Here is a 25,434-nt window from a genome sequence, read left to right as displayed (position 1 = left end):
CGACCAGGAAACAGCCTATGGCAGGCAACTGCGGCCAGCATCCGGCATCACCGCCGAAAACCCCATAAGTAGCTGTTTCTTAACAACTTTTGTAGGAAGTCATTTTATCAAGCCGCACACTATACCATACCCACTTGTTTTCTCGTATCTTTATTGGGAAATTGCTGTAAGGCGACTAAAACGCAGGGAAAACGCCCCTCCTGTTGCTAAAAAGCGACAGTTTGGATCGATTTCGAGAGGCCATCTCTCTCCCTACACATACCCCTGCCACAAGAGACAATCCCCATGCAACCATTCTCTCTCGCCCCCGACATCATCTACCTAAACCACGCCGCTGTTGCCCCCTGGCCACAGAGCACTGTCGATGCAGTGGTGCGCTTTGCCCAGGAGAATGGCACCCTTGGCGCCACCAACTACCCCGCATGGCAGCAGGAGGAACTGGCTCTCAAGTCACTGCTAGCACGCCTGATCAACGCGGCGGATGACTCAGAGATTGCGCTGCTGAAAAACACCTCCGAGGCGCTCTCGATCATCGCCTACGGACTCCCCTGGAAACCAGGGGAGAACATCGTCAGCATCGCCCAGGAGTTCCCATCCAACCGCATCGTTTGGGAGTCGCTCGCCTCCCAGGGGGTCGAACTACGGCTGGTCGATCTGCAGCACTCGAGCGGGGAGCCAGAAGAAGCCATCGCCGAGGCAATCGACCAAAACACACGGCTGCTATCGGTCAGCTCGGTTCAGTATGCCTCCGGTCTGCGCCTCGACCTGGGTCGACTCGGTAAGACCTGCCGCAAAGCGGGGATACTATTTTGCGTCGATGCGATCCAGAGCCTGGGGGCTATTCCCTTCGATGTGCAGGCGTGCCAAGCCGACTTTGTGGTGGCGGATGGCCACAAGTGGATGCTCGGTCCGGAAGGCGTGGCGCTCTTCTATGTACGGCCTGAGGTGCGCGATCATCTCCGCCTACAGCAGTTTGGCTGGCACATGGTGGAGGCGATGATGGATTTCGATCGACACGACTGGAGACCCGCTCCGGACGCCCGGCGCTTCGAGTGCGGCAGCCCCAACATGCTCGGCATCCACACCCTGGCGGCGAGCCTGCGGCTGCTGCTGAAGACCGGCATCGAGCAGGTGGCGATCCGCATCAGGCATAATATGGATTTCGCCCTGCAGCAGGTGTCTGAATACGGATTTGAGAGCCTGACACCTGCTGCAGCGAACCGCCGCGCCGGGATTCTCTCTTTCCGCATCCCCGGCCATGACAATCAGCAGATCCAGCAGGCTTTGATGCAACAACAGGTGATCTGCGCCTATCGTGGCGGCGGGATTCGCTTCTCTCCACATTTTTACAATACAGCCAATGAGATAGGAGACGCTTTTAACGTCATCAGGCAGATCACCAAAGCTATCCGCTAAAGCACGCCACAGTGGCTCCATTAATATCCACTTATTTAATGATTTGCATCAAAAAAAAAGGAACCCGGTTTATCTATATTTGTTGCTGTAGTCCGCTTCTTCCCATTGGAAAAGCAAAGAAGCCTCAAGTAGTAATTGACCTTATTTTTCCAGGGAACCGCAGACCGTTTGTACCCTCGATCGTGACAATGGAGTAAGCAAGATGAAACGAACCCTGCAACTTGTAGCCGCAGCAGCACTGGCTGGTTCCGCAATGATGGCATCCACCTCCGCCTCTGCCTTCTGGGGACCTTTCGACTGGTTTGATGATGGTTATGGGCCTTGGGGCGGAGGGCCTTGGGGCGGCTATCCTTACTATGGTGGTTATCCCTACTACGGTGGTTATCCTTATGGCGGCGGCTATCCGGGCTGGGGTGGTTACACGCCCTACTATGGCTATCCCTATGCGGCTCCCGCGGCGCCGGCACAGCCAGCAGCAAAGGCTGAATGAGCCGACTACATCCGACTCCACAACAGAGCCCCGCCCAGTGCGGGGCTTTTGTTTCCCAACCCGCCACTGCTAAGCTGCCGTTTTGCAGCCAACACTAGTACAAGATGCAGGATAGACAGATCTCACTGGCCCACGGAAACGGCGGGCGTTTCATGCGCGAACTCATCGAAGAGATCTTTGCGCGCCACTTGGCCAATCCTGAACTCGACGTGCATGCTGATGCGGTGGCCTTGCCGTTGGAGCGGGACGGCGATCTGCTCTTCACCACCGATGGCTTTACCGTGCAGCCACTGGAGTTTCCGGGCGGCAATATCGGCTCACTGGCGGTACACGGCACCTGCAACGATCTGGCGGTGGCCGGCGCCCTGCCCCGCTATCTCAGCCTCAACGCCTTTATCGAGGAGGGCTTCGAGATCGAACAGCTGGAGCGGATTGTCAGGAGCATCGCCGCGGCGGCCAACGCCATCGATGTGCGAATTGCCGCCGGTGATACCAAAGTGGTGCGCCGTGGCGAGGGTGGCGGCATCTACCTCGCCACCACCGGTGTCGGGCTACGCCCGGCCGGAGTGCGGCCCGCACTGGACAGAATCCAGGCCGGAGATCGGGTGCTGGTCAGCGGTCCGGTGGGGGATCATGGCATCGCGGTGATGCTGGCGCGGGAGCAGTTCGGCCTGCACGGTGATCTCAGATCAGATGCCGGCAGTGTGCTGCGGCTAACCCAATCGCTGCTCGATCTGCCGGGGCTGCACTTTATGCGCGACCCGACCCGCGGCGGTCTGGCCACCGTCGCCCATGAGATCTGCCGCGCTACCGGCCTGCAGGTGCGGTTGAATGACAGCGCCATCCCGGTCAGGGATCAGGTACGCTCGGTGTGCGAGATCCTCGGCTACGATCCCCACTACCTGGCCTGCGAGGGCCGGGTGGTAGCGATTGTTTCACCTGATCAAGCTGAGACTGCGTTGGAACGCTGGCGGGGTTTTGATGAGGGGTGCGATGCAGCACTCATCGGCACCCTCCTGGCCGAGGATGCCCATGTCATCCTGCAGACGGAACTGGGGGGTGCGCGCATCCTCGAGGAGCTGGAAGACGACCCCCTGCCACGCATCTGCTGATGACCCAGCAGATACGTGGCAGTCGGATCACCTCAGACTCCAGCCTTCGGTCAGCCCTCCCATGCGGGCAATCGCCTGAGCCGCTCCAGTTCCGAGCTTTTCAGCAAAACGATCCCAGATATCCTCTTCCGGGGTGAAATCGACGATATCCTCGGCACCGATCACCTCCCGTGCGACGTAACTGCTGCTGCCGAAGGCGTCCACCAGCCCAATCTTCAGCCCCTCCTCGCCACTCCAGAAGAGCCCGGAAAAGAGCTCAGGATATTCATCCACTTTGAGGCGCTCACCTCGACCCTGCTTTACCGTCTCGATGAATTGGGCATGCAGTTGATCCAACATGCGCTGGATATGTTCCCGCTCATAGTCGTTCACCGGTGAGAAGGGATCGAGGATCCCCTTATGTTCGCCGGCGGTCATCAGACGGCGTTCGATGCCCAGCTCCTGCATGACATCGACAAAGCCGAAGCCGTTCATCAGCACACCAATCGAGCCGACAATGCTACCCTCATCGGCATAGATCTCATCCGCCGCCGCCGCGATGTAGTAACCACCTGAGGCACACATATCGACGATCACCGCATAGAGCGGGATATCGGGATATTTTTCCCGCAGCCGGGTGATCTCCTGATTGATGTAGCGCGACTGCACCGGACTACCGCCGGGTGTATTGAGGCGCAGGATCACCCCCTTGGTGTTTTTATCTTCAAAGGCATTGCGCAGGCCAGTCACCACCTTGTCGGCGCTCGCCTTGGTGTCGGGGGCGATGATGCCGTTGACCTCCACCAGCGCGGTGTGTTTTTCGCTGCCCGCCATCTTCACGTCGATATCATCCGACCACCAGATCGTCAGCAACAGGAATAGATAGAGGAAGGTAAGGGACTTGAAAAAGATACCCCAGCGACGGGCGCGACGGCCCTCGTTGAGGGAGGTCATCACCACCTTGTTGAGCAACTCCCGCTCCCACCTGGAGGGGTCGCCCTGCTTAGGCTGTGGGTTTTCGTGACTCTGATCCGACATAAACTACTCCTCTTATCCTTTTGATAATCTTCAATTACGTCTATCAGGCAATATCCGCAGAAAAGCTTTCGAGCCACTGTGGGATCTCGCTAACCCGGTCAACACAACCCAACGGATTGTGCTGTCGCAGACGCTCCACACTGTGCACCCCATAGCTCACAGCAAGGGATTTAGTGCCCGCATTGTTGGCCATCTGCAGATCATATTCGGTGTCGCCAATCATCAGCGACTCTTTGGGCAGAACCCCGAGTTCATCGAGAATCTGCTCCAACATCTCAGGGTGAGGTTTGGAGAACGCCTCATCGGCACACCGGGTGGAATGGAAATAGCTGCCCAATCCGCTGCTCTCCAGCACCATATCAAGACCTTGCCGACCCTTGCCGGTGGCCACCGCCAGCAGATAATCCTCAGCAGCCAAACGCTCGACCACCTCCCGTGCCCCTTCAAACAGCTCTGATGGGGTAGAATTTTCGCCCAGGAAGTGAACCCGGTAGCGGGTGACAATATCGTGATGCAGTTGATCATCTGCACCAGGGAAGAGCATATCAATCGCCTCCCGCAGACCCAGCCCAATGATATTGCGGATCGCCTCATCGCCAGGAGAGGTCAGCCCAAGGTCATCCACCGCAGCCCGCACACAGTTCACAATACGGGCCTCTGAGTCCATCAAAGTCCCATCCCAATCAAATATTAACAGCTTAAACTTCATCTTATTTATCAAGTTCATTTAAAACAGCTTCAAGCACATCTGGTAGCGGTGCCTTGAACTCCTGGTCACGCTTTTCGCCCGGCCAGCGGAATTTTATCGAATGGGCATGCAGAAACAGCCGCTTCAGTCCCAGTTGGCGCAACTGACGGTTAGCGATCTCATCCCCGTAACGCGTGTCGCCCAGGATCGGTGACCCCAACCAGGCACTGTGAACGCGAATCTGGTGGGTACGCCCGGTCACCAATTCTGCCTCAACCAGGGTGGCCTGCTTAAACCGCCGAACCCGTGTAAAACGGGTCAGCGAGGGCTTGCCAGCCGCATCGACCCTTACTACACGCTCACCGCCCTTGAGGGTGTTCTTCAGCAAGGGGGCATCAACCTCTTGTCTACCCTTGCGCCAACTTCCGGCCAACAGAGCCAGATAGCGTTTGTCGACAAGATTTTTCTGCATCAGTTCATGCAGGGATCGTAAGGCACTGCGACGTTTGCTCAGCAGCAGACAGCCCGAGGTATCTCGGTCGAGGCGATGCACCAGCTCAAGCGAGCGCTCCTCGGGGCGCAGCGCCCGCAACGCCTCAATTACCCCAAAGCTGAGACCGCTCCCGCCATGCACAGCCATGCCGGCCGGTTTATTGATCACCATGATGCGTTCATCCTCAAACAGGATCGACCGCTCCAAACGCTCCCGCTGTTCTCGCGAGAACCTGGGAGGGGCGGGTGAAGCTGCCAGCCGTACCGGTGGAATACGCACCTGGTCACCCAATTTTAGGCGGTAGTCGGCCTTCACCCGACCACGATTGACCCGCACCTCCCCCTTGCGGAGGATGCGATAGATATAGCTGCGTGGTGCACCTTTAAGCTCTCTCAGCAGAAAATTATCGATTCGCTGCCCCTCGCTGCCCTGTTCCACCGAGACCATCCGTACCGTCGGGGTTTTCTTTTGTCTATCTGGCATTTAGCTTCTGCTTTTGTTCCACGGTGATTGATGCCCTCGCCGAAGATTGTTATATTTCCAGGTGATTTTTTTGACGCTGGTGAATGCGAGGCACTCTCCGGCGTCAGCACGGCAAGAAATTTCATCCCCCCAGCCTCCGCAATTTTGGGGTGAGGGAACGATGTCAAAGCCACGCCGGAAGGCCTTAACGAGCCGGTACCTCAGCCTCTGCTTGCACTGTTCAGAGACCCGTACCGCCCTCAGCCGTTTCCGTCGTGGGATCGACCGAAAAGAATTGAGGTGCCGTCTGACTCGGCCACCCTCCCCTGCAACTTCAGTGCTGCGCCACGTCGGGAAAGCGCCGGAAATCCGCATGATTGCGGCCGTAGCGCCCCGGGACGCAAACGCGCCCATTCCGTGGCGAGCCTTTTCCGAGCAGGGGACTGGCCCCCAGACGGCGAACTTTAACAGTTTTTCAACTGTCCGAGCTAGCATGAAATCAGCTAGCTGATCCGGAGCCTGTGCCGTGAAATTTGGCCTGCTCTTGATCCAGACAATGCGCAACCGGCCCCGAGATTTATTGGATGAGGCCGCCGCATGGCCGAGGCTCTGCTGCTTTCCAGCTCGGACAGTTGATAATGGACACAACACAACATGAAAAGAATGCTGATCAACGCAACTCAGCCAGAAGAGTTGCGCGTTGCGACTGTCGATGGACAGAAGCTCTTCAATCTCGACATCGAGATTCCCGGCCGGGAACAGAAAAAAGCCAACATCTACAAAGGGAAGATCACCCGAGTCGAACCCAGCCTAGAGGCTGCGTTTGTCGAATATGGTGCTGAGCGCCACGGCTTCCTGCCGCTGAAGGAGATCTCCCGCAGCTACTTCACTGAAGCAGCCCGCCAATCCAGCGGACGCGTCAACATCCAGGAGGCGATAAAAGAGGGCCAGGAGGTCGTCGTCCAGGTGGAGAAGGAGGAGCGCGGGAATAAAGGCGCCGCACTGACCACCTTCATCTCACTGGCCGGCCGTTATCTGGTATTGATGCCTAACAACCCCCGCGCCGGCGGCGTCTCCCGCCGCATCGAAGGCCAGGACCGGGCCGAGCTCCGCGAGGCGATGAGCACGCTCGAGATCCCTGACGGCATGGGTCTGATCGTACGCACTGCCGGCATCGGCAAGAACGCCGAGGAGTTGCAATGGGATCTGGACTACCTGATCCAGCTCTGGCAGGCGATTGAAAAGTCGGCCACGGCCAAACCCGGCCCTTTCCTGATCTACCAGGAGAGCAACATCATCATCCGCTCGATCCGCGACTACCTGCGCGCGGATATCGGCGAGATTGTCATCGACGACGCAGAGGTCCACGCCCAGGCCCAGCGCTTCATCAGCCAGGTAATGCCGCAGTACAGCAGTAAGCTGCGTCTCTACGAGGACGAGGTACCGCTGTTCAGCCGCTATCAGATCGAGAGCCAGATTGAATCCGCCTTCGAGCGGCAGGTGCACCTGCCCTCCGGCGGCGCCATCGTGATCGACCCCACCGAGGCGCTGACCTCGGTCGACATCAACTCGGCCCGCGCCACCAGGGGTGCCGATATCGAAGAGACCGCACTCAACACCAATCTTGAGGCGGCGGATGAGATCGCCCGTCAGCTGCGCCTGCGGGATCTTGGCGGCCTGTTTGTCATCGACTTCATCGACATGACCCCCGCACGCAACCAGCGTGAGGTGGAAAACCGCCTCAAGGAGGCCCTCAAGCAGGACCGTGCGCGGGTTCAGATCGGGCGCATCTCCCGCTTCGGCCTATTAGAGATGTCACGCCAGCGGCTGAGCCCCTCGCTTGGTGAAGCCAGCGCTCAGGTCTGCCCACGCTGCAGCGGGCACGGCACCATCCGCAGCGTGGAGTCGCTGGCCCTGTCGATCCTGCGCATCATCGAAGAAGAGACGATGAAGGAGAATACCGGCAAGATCATCGCCCAGTTGCCGGTAGATGTGGCCACCTTCCTACTGAACGAAAAACGTCAGCCGATCCACGACATAGAAAAACGTCAAGGGATCACTGTGGTGCTGATCCCCAATCCCAACCTGGAAACCCCCCACTTCAATATCGAACGAGTCCGACAGGCTGATCTTGCAGAGGAGCAAGAGACCGAAGCGAGCTATCGCCTGGTCGAAACCCACGAGAAGGAGATACCCAGCTTCGCCCGCTCTGAACAGAAAAAGAGCGAACGGCCTGCGGTAAAGGCGATCGCTCCCAGAGCGCCCGCTCCCACCCCACAGCGCCAAGAGACACCCCCACCGACGACCGAAGAGAGTAGTTTCCTGAAAAAAATCTTCACCAGCATCTTCTCCCCCAAGAACGGGTCAGCCGAGCCCGTCGAGAACAGCAAACCGGAGAAGACTGAAGAGGAGAAGCGTGAGCCCCGCAGCAGAGGCCAACGCAATGGGCGTTCCCGCGGAGGACGCAAACGCTCAACCAGCGGCGAGCAGCGTCAAGGTGGACGTGACAGCAATAGAAAACCAGCTGGAAGCAGTGAGGCCGGCCAGCAACCCCAGGCTGAGCCAAAGAGCCAAGAGTCCCGCACAGCGGAACAGAAGCAGCGACCGAACGAGCCAGCCAAGGCAGATGAAGAGAAGAGCGCTCCCAAGCCCAAGGGCGCACGCCGCGGCAGACGCGGTGGTCGTCGGCGCCGTTCCTCAGGCGAACGGCAACAGCCGCAGAGCCAGAGTGATACCAAACAGGGGCAGCAATCAGAAGGCCCCCCCCCAAAAACAAACGCTCCAGACAGCACTGCCACAACTGATAGCAGCGCAGCAGCGATTAGCAAAGAGACGACAGCCTCCAGCGGCGACAAAGGACAGGGCCGTCAACGCAGTCAGCGCCGTCCGGCTCCCAAGAAAAAAGTCAGCGATTCGACGGAGCAGACAACTGCACCGACTCCCAGTCAGGAGAAGGCTCCAGGGCCTGCCCAGAAATCCGCTGAGAAGCCCGCTGAGAAGCCCGCTGAGAAGCCCGCTGAGAAGCCCGCTGAGAAGCCCGCTGAGAAGCCCGCTGAGAAGCCCGCTGAGAAGCCCGCTGAGAAGCCCGCTGAAAAGCCCGCTAAGAAGCGCGGTGATGAGAAACAAAAGGATGTAACAACCAAGCCAGAAAAAGCCCCGGACAAACCGCAAAAACCGGCAGCCAAAAAGCCACAGAAGCCAACTGAAGCGCCGCAAGCAGATAAGCCGGCTGTGGCAGAAAAGCCATCACCGGCCAACACATCTTCGGCTGAGGCCCCGCAGAAGAGCACTGCTGATCGGCCCAAGCCGTCGGTGCAGAAGAAGCCTCAAAAAGCGCCCTCTACAGCGGCAGATAACGCCCCTGGCACGTCTGAAAAAGCAGCGACCAATCGCTCGACCAAACCGGCGGCCAGTCAAAAAGCAGACATGCCGACGATTGAAAAAGCAGCTGCCAGTCGTTCGACCAAACCGGCAGCCAGCCAAAAAGCAGACACGCCGACACCCGAAAAAGCCGCCACTCGGCAGACCGCCGCGGCACCCAAAACAAAACTTGCAGAGGCCGGTCCCAAACTGGTGCAGATAGAGACCAAAAAGCCAGCAACGTCCGATCAGAGCAAGGAAAAACCTGCCCCGAAAAAAGGCAGTGATGGTGGGTAACTAAGAAAAGACAATCCGGTCAGGGATGACCGGTCTGTTGTTTGGAAACCAGAGGCGCTGTGTTACGCACAGCGATTCAGCTACTGGCAGCGAGTGCGGGGATCCTTTGCCGTACCGTCCAGCAGATGCTTCTCGCGAATCATCTGCAACAGCCCTTCAGACGCCGTCTCGATCAGATCGAAGACCCGCTCAAAACCAGCAGCCCCACCATAATAGGGGTCAGGCACCTCCTGCACCCCCACATGAGAGGCAAAATCCATCAGCAGATGAAGCTTCTCTTCCGATCCCCGGGGGCAGACTGAAGTTAGATCGTTGTAATTTAAACGATCCATCGCGATCACATAGTCGAACTTCTCAAAGTCGCTGCTTGAAACCTGTCGCCCCCTAAGGTCGCTCAGATCAACACCACGCTGTTTGGCAACGCTGCGAGCACGGCGATCAGGTTGTTCCCCGGCATGGATACCGATGGTACCGGCAGAGTCCGTCTGGATATTTTCCGAGAGCCCCTCCTTCTCAACTAGAGAGCGAAAGACACCCTGCGCGGTGGGTGATCGGCAAATATTGCCCATGCAAACAAACAACACCCGAACCGGCTCACTCTGGTTCATCTGTATCTGGCCCCTGTAGTAATTCAGCGCTCGAATATCCATATTAATATTTCTTCTGTTCTTTGATCAGCATCCCGAACGAATCGCTGAAGCAATCCATCCAGCTCCCAACATTCCTGTCCTTGTCAGCCGGATCCCGGCCGATCAACCAAGGCCATGTTGGCAAAGATTAAACAACGATGCTAGCGCAGGAGAGGGTCAATCAGCGAAATTCGCCCTTCTAGCATGATCGCTGAACGGCACCCGGAGCCGGCACTAACCTAAGACGAAAAACCAACCTCTTACAGCCACACCGGCAATTCGATCAATGCCTCGATAATCGAAACTATTTCTATATTTTTCATGCAATTATCGTTTCTGTTCGGCGTATCAATCCGCATCAGAAGCGGATCTGCCTAGACTAAACCCAAGCGCAGATCCCATCTAACAGATAACTGTCTGCGCACCCTGCCTGAAATCGGACATTATGCCCTAAAGATAAAAATTCCTAATTAAGCAACACCGATTTTTCTTCAAGGTGTGAATAAAATCACGATACAAAATTTTTTTATCTTGAGCTTGTTGACCGTCCCCGCGGAAAAGGAGAGTTTAGCCACAATTCCATTGAAGTAATTAGGAACAAAAGGCAACATGGACGCCATTTTTCGACCAAGCAACTGGCGCGATAGGCGCTATTGCTCCTGTCTCCTGTTACTTCCAGGCTTGGACAACAAAAACAAAAGACAGGCATAGATTCAGTTAATTCAGCGGGGAAATTGAAGCGATGTTTTATCCTAATCAGCGAGTGCTCTTATTGGGGGTGGCCGTCAGCGGGCTACTATCTGGTTGTGGCGGCGGAGGCGGGACAACCCCCGACACCACACCACCCACCATCAGCCGGAGCGGCGATGCTACCGTCATTTTAGAGGCGGGACCAACTGCCACCTACACTGACGCTGGCGCCACCGCTACCGATGACACAGACGGCAACATAACCGCCAACATCACTGTCAACAACCCGGTCGACCCCACCACTCCTGGTACCTACACGGTCACTTACAACGTGACAGACGCCGCCAGCAATGCCGCCACCCAGGTGACCCGCACCGTAACTGTGGTGGCAGCCGCAGCGCCGACCATCACCCTGGCCGGCGACAGCGTCATCACCCTGGAGGCAAGCGCCACACCCTTCACCGAGCCAGGCGTCTCTGCCGACGACAGCTTCGATGGTGACATCAGTGCCAGCGTCAACATCAGCGGCAGCGTCGACACCTCCACCGTCGGCTCCTACACCCTGACCTACAGTGTCACCGATGCTGCAGGCAATGCCGCCACCCAGGTGACCCGCACAATCAACGTCACCGCCGACCTGACCCCGCCGATCATCAGCGTCAACGCGCCTAACCCACACACCTGGGAGACCGGCCCCACCGTATACATCGATCCAGGTGTGACCGCCATCGATGCTCTGGATGGCGACATCACCCCTGTGCTCATAAGCGGCACAGTCGACACCAACACCCCCGGCAGCTACACCCTCACCTACAATGTCAGCGATTCCTCCGGTAACCCCGCAACACCCGTCACCCGTACGGTCAATGTGATTGCCGCGACCCCACCCAGCATCACCCTGCTCGGGGATGCCACGGTGACGCGAGAGGCTGGCAGCGTCGCCTATACGGATGCCGGTGCCACTGCCAGCGACAACATCGACGGCGACATCACCGCCAACATCCTTATCAATAACCCGGTCGATGCCACCACCGCCGGTAGCTACACCGTCACCTATGACGTAACAGACACCTCTGGAAATGCCGCCGCGCAGGTGACCCGCACCGTCACCATCCAGGCCGCCGCCGCACCAGTGATCACCCTCAGCGGTGAGGCTTCGGTCACCCTGGAGGCAGGCCCGACGCCCTACAGCGACCCTGGCGCCACCGCCAACGACAACATCGACGGTGATCTTACTGCCTCGATCCAGACCAGCGGCAGTGTCGACGCCACCACCCCTGGCACTTACACCCTGACCTACGATGTAACGGATGCCGCAGGCAACGCCGCCACCCAGGTGACCCGCACCGTCACGGTGCTGGCCTCAACCCCGCCGACCATTACCCTGACGGGCGATAATCCACAGACCATCGAGGGCAGCGCTGCCGCCACCTACACCGACCCCGGCTTCAGCGCTAACGACAATGTGGACGGAGACATCAGCGCAAGGGTCGTGACCAGCGGCTCGGTGGACCCGACGGCTGTCGGCACCTACACCCTAACCTACAACGTCTCCGATACCGCGGGCAACGCCGCCACTGCGGTCACCCGCACCGTCAACGTCGTCGACACCACCGCACCGGTGATCAGCCTCAGAGGGGACGACCCCGTCTATGTGGCGGTTGGCGAAAACTATACGGAACCTGGTGCTGAGGGCGTCGATGCGATGGATGGCGCGGGTTTCGACACCGCGCTTGACGCCACTGACCCCAAAGACATTACCAAAACCAACGATGTCGACACCAACGTGATGGGCCAGTACACCCGCGTCTATACCGCTACCGATGCGGCTGGCAATGTCGCCACCCTGACCCGCACGGTGATCGTCGGCCCAGCGGTGACCATGACGGCCGACAATAAGCAATTGCACTTCGACTGGCCCCTGCCCGCCAACACCACCCTCTATGCCAACCACGACCACTACCGGCTGCTGTTCGACCGGGATGGTAGCGGCACCTTCAGCACGGCGGATGCGGCCTCCAGCTCCATCGCCGGCACCAGCCACAGCGTCGATACCAGCGCTCATCTGTTCAACTGGAACGATGCCCGCTACCGGGTCGAATCCTGCGACGCGGCTGAGAGCGACTGCCTCGGCTCGCCACTCGGCAGGTTCAGGGGAGAGAACGAGCTCTTCAACGCTGGTTACTCAGTCGACATCATCAGCTACTTCAAGGCCAGCGACACCACCACCGGGGCACAGTTCGGCAACAGCGCCGCCGTCAGCTCCGACGGCACCACCATGGCGGTAGGAGCGCCGGATCAGGATAGTGGCATCGTCTACATCTTCGTCAGGGACACCAGCGTCACCCCGCCGGTTTGGTCACAGCAAGGCCGGGTCAGCGCAGGAGGGACTGGCGACAAGTTCGGCTTCTCCGTCGCCCTGAGCAGCGACGGCAGCACCCTGGCCGTGGGCGCACAACTGGAAGACAGCAGTGTCGGCGGTATCGACCCCACCGCCAACGATAGCGCCGCCGACGCCGGCGCCGCCTATGTCTTCACCCGCACCGGCAGCAGCTGGTCGCAACAGGCCTACATCAAGGCCGCCACACCCAGCGCCGGGGATCAGTTCGGCATTGCCGTCAGCCTCAGCGACGACGGCAACACCCTGGCCGTGGGTGCCGGTCAGGAGGACGGCAGCGCCAGCAACTCCGGCGCCGCCTACCTCTTCACCCGCTCTGGCACCACCTGGTCGCAACAGACCAAGCTGAAGGCCGGCACACCGACAGCGAACGATGGCTTCGGCTTCTCCGTCGCCGTCAGCGGCGACGGCAGCACCCTCGCGGTCGGCGCCGGCGCTCCTGTGGATGCAACCGGGGCCGAGGTGACAAACTCAACCGGCAAGGCCTATATTTTCACCCAGGCCTCCGGCTGGGCACAGCAGGCCGAGCTCCTCTCTGACAACGCCGATGCGCGGGACCACTTCGGCCATGCCGTCGCCCTGAGCGATAACGGTAACACCCTTGCCGTGAGCGCCATTGGGGAGGGCAGCAATTCCACCGGCATCAACAGCACGCCAACCAATGAGTTCGATAGAGCAGGCGCCGCCTATATCTTCACCCGCAGTGGCACCACCTGGACCCAGTCAACCTACATCAAGCCGGACAATCCGGATGCTGTGGCCTATTTTGGCCAGTCTGTGTCCCTGAGCGGTGATGGGGCCATCCTCGCGGTTGGCGCAGACCATGAGGACGGAAAATATGCCGGGGTCGGGCGCTTAGAGGATACGGGAGGACCGGACACCGGCGCCGTCTACATCTTCACCAACAGTGCTGGAGCCTGGAGCCAAACCAACTATGTCAAGGCCTCCAACCCCGGTCCCCGCGATCCTGTGGACGATCCGGCCCCGGATGACACTATCGGCGACCACTTCGGCTACTCTGTGGCACTGAGTGGGGATGGCAACACCCTCGTGGTCGGCGCCAAGGATGAGGACAGCGGCACCACCGGGGTCGATTCGACCCCCGATGAAACCGCCACCACCTCCGGTGCTGCCTATGTCTATTAAGGGGAGCTGAGCCAACTTCGGGTCATCAAACGCCCGAAACAGAAACGGCCTCTTCGGAGGCCGTCAGTTTGATGACAAACCCCGGTATTTTTACCGGGGTTTGTTTTTGAGAGGGATGCAGAAATCAGGCTGGCTGATTCAGCTGCTGCACAAGCACAAGGCAACCGAATCGCCCAAACGGCAGGCAAAACCTCCAATGGTGCAGCCTGGACGTTAAGAGACTGGGCAGTGGCGCCATGACTCCCAACGCACGATAGCCACGAAGTCTTCTTTCACACATCTGACTTCGTGCTTGCCCGAGCACACTCTTCCAGGGTACCAGCAAGGAAAGGAACAGAGTATCCAGACGTGCGTCGTCGAAACCTTCGCCGAGGCACGTGGAATTCCATGAGGCTTGAAATCTCGCGGACTATGTTCTAATCCCTCCCCCTCTGCCAACTCACAAAAAAACCGGCTCGCTGAGCCAGTTCTTTTGGCGATAAAAGCGGCGTGGTTAAGCGATTTGACTCCGACCCATTCAACCCTCAAATCGATAGTCGTTCCCTCCTAATTCTGTTGTTGCTCACCAGTTGAACTCTCCGTAAAAACCGTGGTCACTAAAATCGTTTGATTCTTTAGGGAATCTGTCAATCAATAACAAACGGGAGCTTTACGAATGATTCGAGTTGAAGCTTTGAGCCGCGTCTACGGTGATTTTACGGCGGTGGATAGGGTCTCTTTCGAGATCGGCCAGGGCGAGATCGTCGGCCTGCTGGGCCACAACGGCGCCGGCAAGACCACCATCATGAAGATGCTCACCGGCTACCTGGAACCCAGCGCCGGGACCATCGAGATCGACGGTCACGACATTGCCCAAACGCGCGAGGCGGTGCAGGCCCGCATCGGTTATCTACCGGAGAATGACCCCCTCTACCCCGAGATGACGGTGATCGACTACCTCGACTACGCCGCCTCTCTGCATGGGGTCGCCGAAGCCGAGCGTAATGCGCGTATCCGCGAGGCCATCGAGCGCACCGACCTGGCTGCCAAGGCGACCGATCCTATCGCCAATCTTTCCCGAGGCTACCGGCAGCGGGTGGGAGTCGCCCAAGCGATCCTCCACCTGCCACGACTGCTGATCCTCGACGAACCCACCAACGGCCTTGACCCAACCCAAGTGCAGCAGATGCGCAGCCTGATCCGCGCCCTGGCGGAGCATGCAACGGTGATCCTCTCTACCCATGTGTTGCAGGAGGTGCAGGCGATCTGCGACCGGGTGATCATCATCCGCAACGGCCAGATCGCCCTGGACGCCAGCATGAATGAACTGCGCGCCGGCAAGCGGCTGCTGGTAGCGCTGGACGCTGCTCCAGAGCAGGCCCTGCCCCTGTTGCAGGGGGTGGACGGGGTGTCCGCGGTGGAGGCCTTGGAGGGGCAGGAGGCCGGCTATGGCTACGCCCTCAATCTGGCCGCCGGTGGTGAGTTGTTCGAGACCGCCCCCCAGGTGGCCAGCCGGGTAGCGGAACAAGGGATGAAACTCTACAGCCTGCAACCCGAGCGCCGCGACCTAGAGACGGTCTTCGGCGAGATCTCGGCACAGTAGGAGGGGCACCATGAATTCCATTATCCGTATCGCACGCAAGGAGTTCGCTGGTTTTTTCTCCTCGCCCATCGCCTTCATCTTCCTCGGCGCCTTCCTGGCGGTGAGTCTGTTCATCTTCTTCTGGGTGGAGACCTTCTTCGCCCGTAATATCGCCGACGTGCGGCCCCTGTTCGACTGGATGCCGTTGCTGCTGATCTTCCTGGTGGCGGCCATCACCATGCGGATGTGGTCGGAGGAGCGCCGCGCCGGCACCCTGGAGTTTCTACTTACCGCACCGGTTGCCGATTACCAACTGGTGCTGGGCAAGTTTCTTGCTTGCCTGGGGCTGGTGGGGGTGGCACTGCTGCTGACCCTGCCCCTGCCGGTGACTGTCAGCCTGATGGGACCGCTGGACTGGGGGCCGGTGATCGGCGGCTACCTCGCCTCCCTCTTTCTGGCGGCGGCCTACGTGGCCATCGGGCTGTTCATCAGCGCCCGCTCCGCCAACCAGATCGTCAGCCTTATCCTCACTGCGGCAGTCTGTGGCTTCTTCTATCTGCTCGGTTCCGACGCTCTCACCGGGCTGTTCGGCAATCAGGCTTCGGAGTGGCTCAAACTGCTCGGCTCCGGCTCCCGCTTCGCCTCCATCACCCGGGGGGTGATCGACCTACGGGATCTCTACTACTACCTGAGCCTGGTGGGGGTCTTCCTCGCCCTCAATGTCTTCAGCTTGGAGTGGCTGCGCTGGTCCGGTAACCGGAGCAACCCCAACCACCGCCGCTGGGGCTGGCTGACCGGCCTGCTGGCGGCCAACTTCCTGGCTGCCAACTTCTGGCTGGCGCCGGTCTCGGCAGTGCGCACCGATCTGACCGATGGCCAGCTCTATTCGATCTCCGACGCTACCCGTAGCTACCTCGCCCAGTTGCAGGAGCCACTGCTGATCCGCGGCTACTTCAGCGCCCAGACCCACCCCCTGCTGGCGCCCCTGGTGCCGCGGCTGCGGGATCTGTTGGCGGAGTACGCGGTGGCCGGCGAGGGCCGGGTGCGGGTAGAGTTCATCGACCCCCTGGAGCATCCCGAGCTGGAGCGCGAAGCCAACGAGAAGTACGACATCAAGCCGGTGCCGTTCCAGTTCGCCAGCAAGTACCAGGCCTCGGTGGTCAACTCCTACTTCAACATCCTGGTGCAGTATGGGGACCAGTACGAGGTGCTCGGCTTCCGCGATCTGATCGACGTGAAGGTGCAGAGCGAGACCGATCTGGATGTGGAGCTGCGCAATCCAGAGTATGACCTGACCCAGGCGCTGAAGAAGGTGCTCTACGCCTACCAGGGCGGCGGCGATATCTTCGCCGGCCTGAGCCAGCCGGTCGCCTTCAAGGGCTACATCTCCCCCGAAGCGCAGCTGCCCGAGCTGCTGAAACCGCTGCGGAAAGGGCTCGATGAGTTGCTGGCCGACTGGCGGAAGCGCGCCGGGAAGAAGCTGAGCATCGCCATCGAGGATCCGGAGGCCAACGGCGGCGCCCTGGCGAAACGGCTGGAGGGCGACTATGGTTTCCGCCCGATGGTCGCCAGCCTGCTCGACACCCAGCCCTTCTGGTTCTACATGACCCTAGAGAGCGGCGAGCGGATCGTGCAGATCCCGCTGCCGGAGAAGTTCGACAAGGCGGGACTGGAGCGCGCCATGCAGGCGGGCATCAAGCGCTTCGCCAAGGGCTTCCAGAAGACCATCGCTCTGCACACCCCCAAGGCTGCCCCGGCCCTCGGCCAGTTTGGCATGGGCGGCGGCAAGCGTTTCGACTGGCTGCGCCAGACCCTAGCGGAGGAGCACAATCTGGCCGACGCAGATCTAAAAAACGGTCAGATCCCCGATCAGGCCGACCTGTTGCTGCTCGCCGCCCCCGACCAGCTGGATGAGAAGCAGCTGTTTGCCGTGGACCAGTTTCTGATGCGCGGCGGCACCCTGGTGGTGGCAACCTCACCCTTCGATATCGACACCAAAGGGGCGCTCTCCGCCAAGTCCCACAAATCGGGTCTGGACAAGTGGCTGGCCCACAACGGCATCGAACTGGAGCAGAAGATGGTGCTCGATCCGCAAAACACGGCCTTTCCGATCCCGGTCAACCGGCGCATTGGTGGCTTCGTGGTGCGGGAGACCCAGCTGGTGGACTACCCCTACTTTGTCGATGTGCGGGGTGATGGCATCGACAGCAAGAGCGGCATCGCCAGCGGCGTCAACCAGGTGACCCTCACCTGGCCATCGCCGATCCGGCTCGACGGGCAGAAGAACCAGGGGCGCAAGGTGACCCGGCTGCTGCAAAGCTCCGACCGGGCCTGGAACTCCGACAGTCTGGAGATCCAGCCCGATTTCAAGGCCCACGGCCAACAGGGCTTCGCGGAAAACGGCAAGCCAGGCCGGCAACTATTGGCAGTGGCGGTGGAGGGGCGTTTTGACTCCTTCTTCAAGGGCAAGTCATCACCGCTGTTGAAGCAGGACGAGAGTAGCAAGCAAAAGAGGGATGAGAAGAAGGGCGCCGATGACAATAGCAAGGTCGACCAGGCCCCGGTGATTGACCGGGTGATCGATCACTCGCCGGCGTCGGCGCGGATTATCCTTTTCGCCTCCAACAGCTTCCTCACCGATACCATGCTGGACCTAGCTACCTCCGGCCTGGGCACCCGCTATCTCAAACCGGTGCAACTGGTGGAGAACGCCATCGACTGGGCACTGGAGGATCGCGGCCTGCTCGTCCTACGTGGACGGGGCCACTTCTCCCGTACCCTCGACCCGATGGACCGGGATCAGCGGGTATTCTGGGAGTACCTCAACTACGGCCTGGCGCTGTTTGGGCTGCTGTTGGTTGGGCTGATTCGCCACCAGATCAAGCAGCGGTCACAAGGGCGTTATACGGCCTTGCTGGGTCAAATGAGTTAAGGGGAGGAGAGTATGATGAAGCATTGGATCAAATGGCTTGGCGCCCTGTTGGTGGCACAACTGGGGCTAGTCCTGGCCGTTCAACTGTCGGGCAACGACTACACGGCCTTCCAGCCCAAGGAGAGACTGTTGGCCTTCGACCCCCAGGCCGTAGATACCCTGCGTATCACCGAGGGTGAGGGTCAACCCCTGGAACTGCATCGTGAGGCGGATCACTGGGTGGTCATGGCGAGTGATGGATTTCCCGCCGATCCGGAGATGGTCAAGTCGTTGCTAAACAAACTCGCAGGCCTGCAGAAAGGCTGGCCGGTGGCTACCAGCAGCGCCGCTGCGGCGCGTTTCAAGGTGGCGGAGGATGGCTTCGAGCGCCGCATCACCCTGCTTGCTGATGAGCGAACCCTGGCCCGGCTCTACCTGGGGAGCTCCCCAGGCTACCGTAAGGTTGATGTGCGGCCTGACGGGGAGGATGCGGTGTTTGCTATCGAATTCGACACCTGGGAGGCCAGCGCCAAGGCCGATGACTGGATCGACAAGGGGCGCCTCAAACTCGATGCCCAGCAGATCGAACAGCTCCAGATGCCGGGTTTCACCCTGCTACAGGATGGGAATAAGGTCGAACTAGCCAACCTGAAAGCCGGGGAGCAGACCAACTCTGCCGCGGCTCGCTCCCTACTCAACAAGCTGGCGAACCTGACCATCGGCGCCCTGCTCGGGCAGGAGAACAAACCGGAGTATGGGCAGGAGAAGCCGGTATTGGAGATCGATCTGACCCGCAAGGGGGGTGACCCGCTGCACTATCGCTTCTCCCAGCCAGAGGGAGCTGATTACTATGTGCTGAAACGCTCCGATCTGAACCACTACCTCAAGCTTGCCGAGTTCAGCATGAAGCCACTGTTGGAAGCGACCCGGGCGAAACTGCTGCAGTCCACTGCCGCAGCGTCTGAGAAACCACCCGCCCAACCCACGGAGTGACACAAACCAACCTGGGTCAGCAGCCTGACGGCCTCTTCGGAGGCCGTTTTTTTATGCGAGGATTTATCGGTAGGGCGACCCGTGGCCGCCGCGTGTCATCGATTGATATCAAGGATAATGTCGGGCACAGTCCGGCCTATACGTGCCATCTTTCATTGCTGGATTAATAGATCCAGACTTCCATCTAAACATTACGCCGCAACTGTTCGGTCACCCGCTTCAAATCCCCTTGGGTATCCACGCCATGGCCCGGCTCTTGCGACGCCTGACTGACATGAATCCTGCCGCCATGCCACAGCACACGTAGCTGCTCCAGCGACTCAGCCAGTTCAATCGGCGCCGGCGGCCAGGCAACAAACTGCTTCAGATAGCCAACACGGTAGGCGTAGAGACCGATGTGACGGGCAAAGCTCACATTCTGGGGCAGCGGTCCGCTGTCGTTGATGAACTCATCCCGGTGCCAGGGGATCGGCGCCCTGCTGAAGTAGAGGGCATAGCCTTCGCTATCCGTCACCACCTTGACCACGTGGGAATCAAACAGCATCGGTTTTTCGCTGATCGGCGCAGAGAGCGTAGTGACCCCGGCCTTTTCATGGCTTGCCATATCCTGAGCCACCTGATCAATCAGCGCCGCCGGCATGCAGGGTTCGTCACCCTGCAGATTGACCACGATGGTCTGGTCGCTCCAGCCGCGGGACTCCGCCACCTCGGCGATCCGGTCTGAGCCGCTGCGATGGTGCGTGGAGGTCATGCAGGCATCGGCGCCAAAGGCCTTTGCCGCATCGGCGATACGCGCATCATCGGTGGCGATCACCACCTCCGTGGCGCCGCTCTCCAGGGCACGCTGGTGAACATGCTCGATCATCGGGCGGCCGGCGATATCGAGCAGGGGTTTACCCGGCAGCCGCACTGAGGCATAGCGGGCGGGGATTACGACCTTGAATTCCATTTGGATTGTCTAGCCCTCAGGCACCTCTTCATCCGCTGCCAGTTCTCGCGCCTCCTCCTGTAACATCACCGGGATGCCATCGCGCACTGGGAAGGCCAGACGGTCGGCTCGGCAGATCAGCTCCGCCGCCTTTTTATCGTAGTAGAGTTTGCCTTTGCAGAGGGGGCAGGCAAGGATTTCAAGCAGTTTTTTGTCCATCAAATAACCTGTCGATCAGTGCGTCGATGCGGCGCTGAAGGCTCGCATCCACTTCGGTATCAGCCGGCACATACCAGAATGTATCGCCAGCAAAGGATTCGCACTTTACCGCATCTTTCTCGGTCATGAGAACCGTTTGCCCCTCGAAGTCGCAAAAATCTTCACGGCTGAAGGGATGGTGATCGGCAAACGGATGGCGACTGATCTCCAGTCCCCGGGACTCAAGCGTTTGAAAAAAACGCTCCGGGTTGCCGATTCCGGCCACCGCCGCAATGGGTTCGCCCCGAAAGCTCTCCAGCGGGCGCTCCCGCCGTCTGCCGCTCAGATTGATGGCGCTGGACCCGCTCACCCGGATTTGCGACGCACCGCTCAGCGGCGCGCCGTTGCTGACCACCAGGTCGACGCTTTGCAAACGAGCCGGACGCTCGCGCAACGGTCCCGCCGGCAGGCACCAGCCATTGCCAAATCGTCGCACCCCGTCGACCACGACGATCTCTAGATCACGGGCCAGGGCATAGTGTTGCAGACCATCGTCGGAGAGCAGCAGATCACAATCATGCTGCGCCAGCAGTGCCCTGCCCGCCTCTACTCGCTCAGGGCCGGCAAATAACGGGCAACCGGTGCGGCGTCGCAACAGCACCGCCTCATCGCCCACCTCTACCGCTGGGGTGTCAGGCTCCACCGCCTGGGGCCAACTTTCTGCGGCACCGCCATAACCTCGGGTGATGATACCCGGTGAGTAGCCCTTCCGCATGAGATAACGGGCCAACCAGACGATCAGCGGAGTCTTGCCAGTGCCGCCGACACTGATGTTGCCGATCACGATCACCGGCACCGCCAACCGCTGCTGTCGCAGCAGCCCGTTTCGATAGGCGAGGCGTCGCAGCCAGACGATCAGACAGAACAGCCAGGAGAGAGGCACAAGCGCCAGGCTCACCAGATTGCGACTCTGCCAGTAGTGGTCGATCCGCTGCAAGCGCAGGAGCCCTAGGGAGCCTCTGAATGAATCATGGACGGCATCCTTGCGGCCCAAATTCATTCATAGGCTCCCTGATCAACGTGGTCGCCGGGCGGCGAAGGTCATCTTTACCAGACCAAGCTGGCTGGCCGCATCCATTGCCGTCATCACTGCCTGGTGGGGCGCCTTGCCATCCGCATTGATCAGCACTGGCAGATCGGTCCGGTCTCCCGCCACCTTGGCGATGGCGCGTTTTAGAATGTCGATCTCAGTGCTCACCACCTCACGCTGATTGATGTAGAAATTACCCCGCTCGTCGATGGTGATCTCGATCATCTCAGCGGCGTTCTCCGCATCCTCGCCGGCGGCCTCCGGCAGTTCCACCTTGATCTCGGTCTCCTTATCAAAGGTGGTTGAGACCATAAAGAAGATCAGCAGCAGAAACACCACGTCGATCAGCGGCGTGACATCCAGCTCTGGGGATTGTTTGCGATGGGGGCGAAGATTCACGGGCCTACTCCGAAGTCACTTCTCGTTCACCGTGGATCACTTCGATCAGCTTCAGCGCCTGCTCCTCCATCGCCACCACCAGCTTCTCCACCAGCCCCATGAAGTAGCGGTGAAACATCAGGCTGGGAATCGCCACCGAGAGCCCCGTCGCGGTGGTGATCAACGCCTCGGAGATGCCACCGGCTAGGATGCCGGGGTTGCCCACACCAGCTGTAACGATGGCGCCAAATACCTTGATCATGCCGATTACGGTGCCCAGCAGACCCAGCAGTGGGGTGATCGAGGCGATGGTACCGAGGGTATTGAGATAACGTTCAAGCTCCAACACCACCTGGCGCCCGACCTCTTCGATCGACTCCTTCATCACCTCTTTGGAGTGGCGGTGATTGAGCAGGCCGGCGGCGAGAATCCGCCCCAGCGGTGAGCTCTCCCGCAGCGTTTTCAGATCCGCCTTGTCGAGTTTTTTGTCCCGGTGCAGCCGCAGTATCTGCTGCATCAGAAACTCCGGCATCACCCGTTTACGCTGCAAAGACCAGAAGCGTTCCAGAACGATCGCACTGGCGACCACTGAACAGGTGATGATTGGCAGCATCAGCCAGCCGCCCGCTTTTACGAATTCAAACACTGGGAGTAGGCCCTCGTCGTATCAGATGCCGAGAAACGGCACACATCTTACTGTAACTCAGCAGCATACCGAAAGTGGCACACTCATTCTCCAGAACGCGGCGCTTGCGACCAGTAGTGCGGTTCCATCTGCCGGAATCCGATTGGCGTCAACCCAACACCTTCCCGCTCCGGACGAAACAGGATCGCCCCGCTGATCGCCGTATCGAAGAGCTGACTGCCCACCTGCTGCCAGCGCGCCACAACCTCAGGATGGGGAAAACCGTAGCGATTGCGCGCGCCTCTGGAAAATAGCACATACTTAGGCGATACCACCTCCACCAAAGCCTGGCTGGAGGAGGTTTTGGAGCCGTGATGCGACGCCACCAGGATATTCGATCCCAGCGTCTGACCATACTCAGCCACCAGACTCGCCTCACCCTTCTGTTCCAGATCCCCCGGCAGCAGCAGACTGGCCTGGTCATCGCTTACCTGCAGGACGCAGGAGCTGTCGTTGCCATGAAATACATCCCGTCCTTCGACTGGCGGATGCAGCACTCGGAAGCTCACCCCGTCCCACTGCCACTCCATGCCGGCGCTGCAGAGTTCCGCCTCGGGAAAACGCATAACTTCACCGCCTAACAGACGCGCCACCGTCAGTGCCTTCAACACCATCGGCACGCCCCCAGCATGATCATTATCGTTATTGCTGGCGATCAGCAGATCCACCCGCTGCCAGCCACGGCTACGCAGATAGGGCAGCAGTGCCGAGTCAGCCATATTGAAACCGGAGCGATAGGCGGCACCGGTATCATAGATCATCAGGTGGTGGCTGGTTTCTACCACAGCGGCCAATCCCTGGCCCACATCGAGCAGAGTAAACCAAAACCGCCCGGTGGCCGGCCGTTCGGGCTGATTCAGCAGCAATCCAGCCAGTATCACAACCGCAGGCAAACTGCCGGGCACGCCTCTCGGCAGCATCAGCAACGCACACGCCAACAACGAGACGACAATCAGCATCACCCCAGGCTGGGGAAAGCTGATCGCGGCGAATGGCAACTCTGCAACTCTTGCCAGCAGCCACAAAGTAAGACGGGCCGCCTCTGCGAGCAGCTCAAACCAGACCACCGCTGCTGCCGGATAGAGCAACAACAACACGCCGAGCAGGAGCCCCGGCACCAGCACGAAGCTGAACCAGGGTACCAGCAGCAGATTGATCAGCGGCGCAATCAGCGATGCCTGGGCGAAAAATCCAATCAGTAAGGGCAGCAATCCAAGGGCCACAGCGAACTGCACCTGCGACCATTGCCGCCAGTTGGCCGGGCGGCTCAGCCGGCCGGCCAGCGCCAGCACAATCACCGCCACCGCACCAAATGAGAGCCACAGCCCTGGACTCAGTAACGAAAATGGGTCGAGCAGAGTGACCGCTGCCAGCGCCAGTAGCAGCGAGCGTATCAACGACAGGGAGCGGCTGAAAAATAACGCTCCCATCAACAGACTCAGCATGATCAGGGCCCGCTGGGTCGGCAGGGAGAAGCCGGCCAGCGCCGCATAGCCCGCCGCTGCAGTGAGTGCTCCCAGCGCAGCGGCACGGGGGGCAGCGAGCTGTCGTGTCAGAAAAAAGCTGCGCCGCCACAAAGCCTGCAGCAGCCAGAAGATGGCAGCGGCCACCAGTCCCACGTGCAACCCTGAGATCGCAATCAGATGGTTGGTGCCGGTGCGCCGGAAGCGCTCCCACTGAGCTTCCCCAATGCCGGTGCGATCTCCCACCGCCAAGGCTCGCAGCAGGCCAGCAGCCGCACTATCTGGCGTCAGCTGCGCAATCTGTCTGGCAATCCGATAGCGCAGCCGCAACAGCCCGTAGCGCCAGTCAGCCTCACCGAGTTTGTGGTTGGCATCCCTGCCCCTCACATAGCCGGTGGCGGCGATGCGCCGACTCATCAGCCAGCGCTCGTAGTCGAAACCACCTGGATTGGCCAGCCCTCTGGGCCTTTTGAGCCTCAGCCTGAGACGCCACAGCTCACCCGGCTCGACAGCAATCGCACTGCGATACCAATTGATTCGCAGCCGTGCGCCAATCAATTGTGGCCACTCGCTCTGCTCAATATCAAACTCGAAGCGTTGTGCACCACCCTGGCGCCGGGGAAAATCGGCGATCCGCCCCACCACACTGAGATCTTTCCCTTCCAGCTCCTGTGGTAACAGCGATGCCTGGTAGATCCAAGCGTGACCAAAGGCCGACAACACCCCCAGCAGCAGCGCGGCAAACGGTCGCAGCTGGCGCAGCCCCAGCAGCGGTGGCAACAACAGAGCGCTATAAAACCAGCTGCTGTTGGGCAGTGCTGGCAGGGCCTGAAAGACCGCCGCACCGGCCACAAACAGAATCAGATTGAGATTCATGGACACTCCCTGTCACAGTGAAATCATCCTGCATAATTGTTTGAATAACGGTAGCAGTTCACAGGCCTGCATGCTTCAATAAGCCACCGCAAAGAAGCAGCAGACCGTACCGCGGAAGCCATGCCAAAGCACCTAATAAAGCGCCTCACACCG

At 59.7% G+C, this 25,434-nt stretch carries 18 protein-coding genes; 8 read left to right on the top strand and 10 right to left on the bottom strand.

All coding sequences use genetic code 11. The features are described 5' to 3' along the window. Positions 1-285 precede the first annotated feature (285 nt). The 3 genes from L0Y14_RS07055 (at position 286) to hypE (ending at position 3,018) form a co-directional block, all read left to right on the top strand. Entirely contained in the window at positions 286-1,416 is a 1,131-nt protein-coding gene (locus tag L0Y14_RS07055) for an aminotransferase class V-fold PLP-dependent enzyme (RefSeq protein WP_005965300.1), read from the top strand. Positions 1,417-1,618: 202 nt separating this feature from the next. Further along, positions 1,619-1,906 carry a hypothetical protein gene (locus tag L0Y14_RS07050; protein ID WP_006474708.1) on the top strand — a complete coding sequence of 96 codons (288 nt, stop codon included), beginning with the start codon at positions 1,619-1,621 and terminating at the stop codon, positions 1,904-1,906. A 104-nt stretch (positions 1,907-2,010) separates the two neighbouring features. Beyond that, complete coding sequence (gene hypE, locus L0Y14_RS07045) at positions 2,011-3,018, top strand: hydrogenase expression/formation protein HypE (RefSeq protein WP_005965304.1); 1,008 nt, start codon at positions 2,011-2,013, stop codon at positions 3,016-3,018. A 27-nt stretch (positions 3,019-3,045) separates the two neighbouring features. Here the strand turns inward: hypE and sppA are convergent, their stop codons facing one another. Genes sppA through rluC form a run of 3 tightly spaced genes read right to left on the bottom strand, consistent with a single transcriptional unit; the run spans position 3,046 to position 5,699 of the window. Then, on the bottom strand, positions 3,046-4,035 hold the full coding sequence (gene sppA / locus L0Y14_RS07040; RefSeq protein WP_005965306.1) for a signal peptide peptidase SppA: 990 nt from the start codon (positions 4,033-4,035) through the stop codon (positions 3,046-3,048). A 43-nt stretch (positions 4,036-4,078) separates the two neighbouring features. Then, entirely contained in the window at positions 4,079-4,702 is a 624-nt protein-coding gene (locus tag L0Y14_RS07035; RefSeq protein ID WP_240991641.1) for an HAD-IA family hydrolase, read from the bottom strand. Between the two features lie 43 nt (positions 4,703-4,745). Then, a complete protein-coding gene (gene rluC, locus L0Y14_RS07030; RefSeq protein WP_005965313.1) occupies positions 4,746-5,699 on the bottom strand; it encodes a 23S rRNA pseudouridine(955/2504/2580) synthase RluC in 954 nt (317 codons plus the stop codon). A gap of 633 nt (positions 5,700-6,332) precedes the next feature. On the opposite strand from rluC, the gene rne reads away from it, so the two are divergent. Next, complete coding sequence (gene rne, locus L0Y14_RS07025; RefSeq protein ID WP_251859287.1) at positions 6,333-9,335, top strand: ribonuclease E; 3,003 nt, start codon at positions 6,333-6,335, stop codon at positions 9,333-9,335. Positions 9,336-9,415: 80 nt separating this feature from the next. Here rne and L0Y14_RS07020 read toward each other — a convergent pair whose 3' ends face one another. After that, the gene (locus L0Y14_RS07020; RefSeq protein ID WP_006474711.1) at positions 9,416-9,943 is read right to left on the bottom strand and encodes a low molecular weight protein-tyrosine-phosphatase; all 528 of its coding nucleotides are present in this window, start codon (positions 9,941-9,943) and stop codon (positions 9,416-9,418) included. Between the two features lie 763 nt (positions 9,944-10,706). Here L0Y14_RS07020 and L0Y14_RS07015 point away from each other — a divergent pair. The 4 genes from L0Y14_RS07015 (at position 10,707) to L0Y14_RS07000 (ending at position 19,663) form a co-directional block, all read left to right on the top strand. Further along, positions 10,707-14,198 (top strand): immunoglobulin-like domain-containing protein, encoded by a 3,492-nt coding sequence (locus L0Y14_RS07015; RefSeq protein ID WP_083825144.1) that lies wholly within the window; start codon positions 10,707-10,709, stop codon positions 14,196-14,198. Positions 14,199-14,853: 655 nt separating this feature from the next. After that, positions 14,854-15,780: an ABC transporter ATP-binding protein gene (locus tag L0Y14_RS07010; protein ID WP_005959788.1), complete on the top strand. Its 927-nt coding sequence runs from the start codon at positions 14,854-14,856 to the stop codon at positions 15,778-15,780. A gap of 10 nt (positions 15,781-15,790) precedes the next feature. Beyond that, the gene (locus tag L0Y14_RS07005) at positions 15,791-18,691 is read left to right on the top strand and encodes a Gldg family protein (RefSeq protein WP_006474713.1); all 2,901 of its coding nucleotides are present in this window, start codon (positions 15,791-15,793) and stop codon (positions 18,689-18,691) included. Between the two features lie 12 nt (positions 18,692-18,703). Continuing rightward, positions 18,704-19,663, top strand: a complete 960-nt coding sequence (locus L0Y14_RS07000) for a DUF4340 domain-containing protein (RefSeq protein ID WP_006474714.1) — start codon at positions 18,704-18,706, stop codon at positions 19,661-19,663. A gap of 184 nt (positions 19,664-19,847) precedes the next feature. On the opposite strand, the gene kdsB is transcribed toward L0Y14_RS07000, so the two are convergent. From kdsB to L0Y14_RS06970, 6 genes are all read right to left on the bottom strand, one after another. After that, positions 19,848-20,612, bottom strand: a complete 765-nt coding sequence (kdsB, locus tag L0Y14_RS06995; protein ID WP_006474715.1) for a 3-deoxy-manno-octulosonate cytidylyltransferase — start codon at positions 20,610-20,612, stop codon at positions 19,848-19,850. Between the two features lie 9 nt (positions 20,613-20,621). Next, on the bottom strand, positions 20,622-20,810 hold the full coding sequence (locus L0Y14_RS06990) for a Trm112 family protein (protein ID WP_006474716.1): 189 nt from the start codon (positions 20,808-20,810) through the stop codon (positions 20,622-20,624). Continuing rightward, positions 20,791-21,849, bottom strand: a complete 1,059-nt coding sequence (lpxK, locus tag L0Y14_RS06985; protein WP_005959793.1) for a tetraacyldisaccharide 4'-kinase — start codon at positions 21,847-21,849, stop codon at positions 20,791-20,793. Before lpxK ends, L0Y14_RS06990 begins: the two co-directional genes overlap by 20 nt. Before the next feature lie 15 nt (positions 21,850-21,864). After that, positions 21,865-22,278: an ExbD/TolR family protein gene (locus tag L0Y14_RS06980; RefSeq protein WP_005959794.1), complete on the bottom strand. Its 414-nt coding sequence runs from the start codon at positions 22,276-22,278 to the stop codon at positions 21,865-21,867. 4 nt (positions 22,279-22,282) lie between these two features. Then, complete coding sequence (locus L0Y14_RS06975; protein WP_005959795.1) at positions 22,283-22,903, bottom strand: MotA/TolQ/ExbB proton channel family protein; 621 nt, start codon at positions 22,901-22,903, stop codon at positions 22,283-22,285. Between the two features lie 83 nt (positions 22,904-22,986). Continuing rightward, the gene (locus tag L0Y14_RS06970) at positions 22,987-25,281 is read right to left on the bottom strand and encodes a DNA internalization-related competence protein ComEC/Rec2 (RefSeq protein ID WP_006474717.1); all 2,295 of its coding nucleotides are present in this window, start codon (positions 25,279-25,281) and stop codon (positions 22,987-22,989) included. Positions 25,282-25,434: the final 153 nt, after the last annotated feature.

The sequence above is a fragment of the Candidatus Endoriftia persephonae genome, from assembly GCF_023733635.1.
Taxonomy (GTDB): Bacteria; Pseudomonadota; Gammaproteobacteria; order Chromatiales; family Chromatiaceae; genus Endoriftia; species Endoriftia persephonae.
This window is presented reverse-complemented; position numbering and strand designations above follow the sequence as displayed.